This is a genomic window from Parvibaculum sp. (assembly GCF_035511255.1).
Classification (GTDB): Bacteria; Pseudomonadota; Alphaproteobacteria; order Parvibaculales; family Parvibaculaceae; genus Parvibaculum.
In genome coordinates this window covers 1-4,304 of record NZ_DATKFR010000321.1, presented here as the reverse complement: position 1 = coordinate 4,304, position 4,304 = coordinate 1, and the positions used below count along the sequence as shown (strand labels likewise).

The window sequence follows — 4,304 nt, the reverse complement described above, 5'->3', positions numbered from 1 at the left end:
TTCCCGCCGGGCTTCGACGCGCCCGTCCGCCTCGACATGTTCGGCGATACGCTGGATTCGGTCCGGAGCTTCGATCCGGAGAGCCAGCGCACCACCGGAACGCTGCACGGCCTCGATCTCGTACCGGCAAGCGAGATCCATCTCGACGCCGGGGTGATCCGTCATTTCCGCGCTGCCTATATCGCGACCTTCGGTGCGGCAACGGACCGAGATCCGCTCTACGAGGCCGTCAGCGAAGGCCGCAAGCATCAGGGCATGGAGCACTGGCTTCCGCTCTTCCACGACAAGCTCGTCACCATTTTCGACTACCTGCCCGAGGCGCTGGTGGCGCTGGACGGGCTGGCCGAAGAATCGAAAGCCGGGCGGCTCGACCTCATCCGCGACTATTACGAGGCCCGCGTCGCCGCCCGGGAGGTCAAGACGATCGAGGCCAGCATCTACAAACCGCTGAAGCCCGAGACGCTCTATCTCACCGACGAAGACTGGCAGGCGGCGCTCGGCGGCGAACGTCCGGTCCGCGCCTTCACGCCATTTTCCGTCCCGGACGGCGAACGCAATAGCGTCAATCTCGGCGGTAAGCAGGGTCGCAGCTTCGCGCCGGAGCGCGCGCAGGACGGCGTCAACATCTTCGAAGTGCTGGGCGGGCACATCGCCGGCCTCCGCAAGGCCGGCAAACGCATCGCCATCGCGAGCTGGAGCGAAGGCGCCCGCGACCGCCTGTCCAACGTGCTCGGCGATCACGGCATCCGCCAGGTCGAGCTCGCGGAAAGCTGGACCGATGTAAACGCTGTTAACAAGGCGACGGTTTCGCTGATTGTTCTCGGTCTCGAGGCTGGTTTCGAAACCGCCGACCTCGCCCTCATCAGCGAGCAGGACGTCCTCGGCGACCGCCTGATCCGTCAGCGCCGCAAGAAACGCGCGGAGAACTTCCTGCGCGAAGCCTCAAGCCTTTCGCCGGGGGATCTCGTCGTCCATGTCGATCACGGCATCGGGCGCTTCGAGGGCCTTCAGACCATTGAGGTCATGGGCGCGCCGCATGACTGCCTGCTGCTGACCTATCACGGCGGCGACAAGCTCTATCTGCCGGTCGAGAACATCGAACTTCTGTCGCGCTACGGTTCCGACGAGGCGAGCGCCCAGCTCGACCGTCTCGGCGGCACGGGCTGGCAGGCGCGCAAGGCCAAGCTCAAGAGCCGCATCCGCGAGATGGCGGGCGAACTCATCAAGATCGCCGCTGCCCGCGAGTTGAAGACGGCGCCGGTCATGGAGCCCCAACCCGGTCTCTATGATGAATTCTGCGCCCGCTTCCCGTTTCAGGAGACGGAAGATCAGGAGCAGGCGATCGAGGCCGTGCTCGAAGACCTTGGCCGGGGCCGTCCGATGGATCGCCTCATCTGCGGCGACGTGGGCTTCGGCAAGACGGAAGTAGCGTTGCGCACCGCCTTCGTCGCCGCCATGGCCGGCTACCAGGTCGCCGTCGTCGTGCCGACGACGCTGCTCGCGCGCCAGCACTACAAGACCTTCGCCGCGCGCTTTCAGGGACTGCCGCTGAAAGTCCGCCAGATGTCGCGCCTCGTGCCGGCCAAGGAAATGTCCGAGACGAAGTCGGGCCTTATCAGCGGCGACATCGACATCGTCATCGGCACGCATGCGCTGCTCGGCAAGGCCGTCAAGTTCAAGAATCTCGGTCTGATGATCGTCGACGAGGAACAGCATTTCGGCGTCGGTCACAAGGAACGCCTGAAGCAGATGCGCGCCGAGGTGCATGTGCTGACGCTGACCGCGACGCCGATCCCGCGCACATTGCAGCTCGCACTTTCGGGCGTCCGCGAGCTCTCGATCATCGCGACGCCGCCGGTCGATCGTCTCGCCGTGCGCACCTACGTCTCGCCCTTCGACGCTGTCGTCATACGCGAAGCTTTGCTGCGCGAGCATTATCGCGGCGGTCAGAGCTTCTATGTCGTGCCGCGCATCGCCGATCTGGCCGACGCGCAGGAATATCTCGCGAATTACGTGCCCGAGGTGAAGACGATCACCGCACATGGCCAGATGGCGCCGGGCGAAATCGAAGACAAGATGAACGCCTTCTATGACGGCAAGTACGATGTGCTGGTCTCGACGACCATCGTCGAATCCGGCCTCGACATTCCGACCGCGAACACGCTCGTCGTCCACCGCGCCGATATGTTCGGCCTTGCGCAGCTCTATCAGATACGCGGCCGCGTCGGCCGGTCCAAAGCGCGCGCCTATGCGTACCTCACCGTCGCACCGAACCGCACCATGACGCCCGCCGCCGAAAAACGCCTCCGCGTGCTGCAATCGCTGGACTCGCTCGGCGCGGGCTTCACGCTTGCAAGCCACGATCTCGACATTCGCGGCGCCGGCAATCTTCTCGGCGACGAACAGTCCGGCCACATCAAGGAAGTCGGCTACGAGCTTTATCAGGAAATGCTGGAGGAGGCGGTCGCCGCGCTTCGCGGCGGTGGCGCCGGCGAGGACGAGGAGGGCCATTGGTCGCCGCAGATCAATGTCGGCACGCCGGTTCTCATCCCCGAAAGCTACGTGCCGGACCTCGACGCGCGCATGGCGCTTTATCGCCGGCTGTCCGATGTCGAAACGCGGGCCGAGATCGACGGCTTCGCGGCCGAACTCATCGACCGCTTCGGCAAGCTGCCGGAGGAAGTCGAGTTCCTGCTCAGGATCGTCGAGATCAAGGGCATGTGCCGCATCGCGAACGTCGAAAAGATCGAGGCGGGGCCGAAGGGCATCGTTCTGTCCTTGCGGGACAATACCTTCCCGAACCCGGGCGGACTGGTCGAACTTATCAACGACGAACGCGGCAACGCGAAGCTGCGCCCCGATCACAAGCTCGTGTTCAAGCGCGACTGGGACACGCCTGCGGAACGCCTCGCCGGCACTTATCGCCTGATGAAAACGCTGGCTGGCATGGTCACGCCGGCCAAAGCGGCCTGAACCGCCGGGTTTCGTTCACGCAAACGCGATTTGTCGTGACCGGCCTCGTGCTGCGATACTCCCTTCCAAAGGAGCATCGCGCATGCTGATCGGAAAGAAGCTGGATATTCCCTCGTCGGACATCACGCCGAAATCCCTCTGGCTCGACCGGAGACGCTTCATGACGGGCGCCGCCGTGCTCGGAGCAGGCCTCGCGCTTCCGCGTCAATGGGCGCAGGCCACGCCGCTGCAAGCGGCAAAGAGTCCGCTGTCGACCACGGGCGAGGAGCTGACGCCGCTTAAGGACGTGACGACCTATAACAACTACTACGAGTTCGGCACCGACAAGAGCGATCCGGCGGCGAATGCGGGCGCCATGAAGACGAGGCCATGGACGGTCGAGATTTCGGGCGAGGTGGCCAAGCCCATGACGCTCGGCATCGAGGATATTCTGAAACTCGCGCCCATCGAGGAACGCATCTACCGCCATCGCTGTGTCGAAGCCTGGTCGATGGTGATCCCATGGAACGGCTTTCCGCTATCCGCCCTCATCAAGCATGTCGATCCGACATCGAAGGCGAACTTCGTCGAGTTCACGACGATTGCCGATCGCGCGAGCATGCCCGGCCTCGCTTATCCCTATCTCGATTGGCCTTACCGCGAGGGCCTGCGCATGGACGAGGCCATGCACCCGCTGACCATTCTCGCCGTCGGTCTTTATGGCGAGACGTTGAAAAACCAGAACGGCGCGCCGCTCCGCCTCGTGGTGCCGTGGAAATATGGTTTCAAGGGCGCTAAGTCGATCGTGCGCATCCGTTTCGTCAGCGATCAGCCGGCGACGGCTTGGAACACGGCAAACCCGAGCGAGTATGGCTTTTATTCGAACGTCAATCCGAATGTCGATCACCCGCGCTGGACGCAGGCCAAGGAGCGCCGCATCGGCGATTTCCTCCGCCGCCCGACGCTGATGTTCAACGGCTATGGCGATCAGGTAGCCAGCCTTTACAAGGGCATGGACCTCAAGACCTATTTCTGACCATGAGCGAAAGAAACCGCCGCATCCTTTGGTTCGTCGTCTTCATTGGCTGTCTCCTGCCTGCGGCGGACCTCGTCTATCGCACCTTCACCGGTGATCTCGGCTCCGATCCCGTCGAAACGCTGATCCGCACCACGGGCGATTGGGCGATTAAATTGCTTGTCGCAGGTCTGCTTCTGACACCGCTGGCGCGCATCCTGAAAAATCCGCTGCCCATCCGCTTTCGCCGCATGATCGGGCTCTATGCGTTCTTCTACGTCTGCATCCACCTGTCGCTTTATCTCGGCCTCGATCAGGGCCTCGATATTTCGGCGAT

3 protein-coding genes are annotated in these 4,304 nt (G+C 63.3%); all 3 read left to right on the top strand.

Annotation, left to right across the window (positions count from 1 at the left end; translation table 11 throughout):
• Nucleotides 1-2,973 (top strand): transcription-repair coupling factor (gene mfd, locus VMR03_RS12610; protein ID WP_325405728.1); only part of this gene is annotated, 2,973 nt, incomplete at its 5' end.
• A gap of 82 nt (nucleotides 2,974-3,055) precedes the next feature.
• Entirely contained in the window at nucleotides 3,056-3,988 is a 933-nt protein-coding gene (gene msrP / locus VMR03_RS12605) for a protein-methionine-sulfoxide reductase catalytic subunit MsrP (protein ID WP_325405726.1), read from the top strand.
• A 2-nt stretch (nucleotides 3,989-3,990) separates the two neighbouring features.
• Nucleotides 3,991-4,304: sulfite oxidase heme-binding subunit YedZ (locus VMR03_RS12600; protein WP_414693183.1), on the top strand; the 314-nt coding region annotated here is incomplete at its 3' end.

What these genes read in the sequence shown, in the direction of transcription:
- msrP (WP_325405726.1), top strand. Translation starts at nt 3,056, where the DNA reads ATGCTGATCGGAAAGAAGCTGGATATTCCCTCGTCGGACATCACGCCG.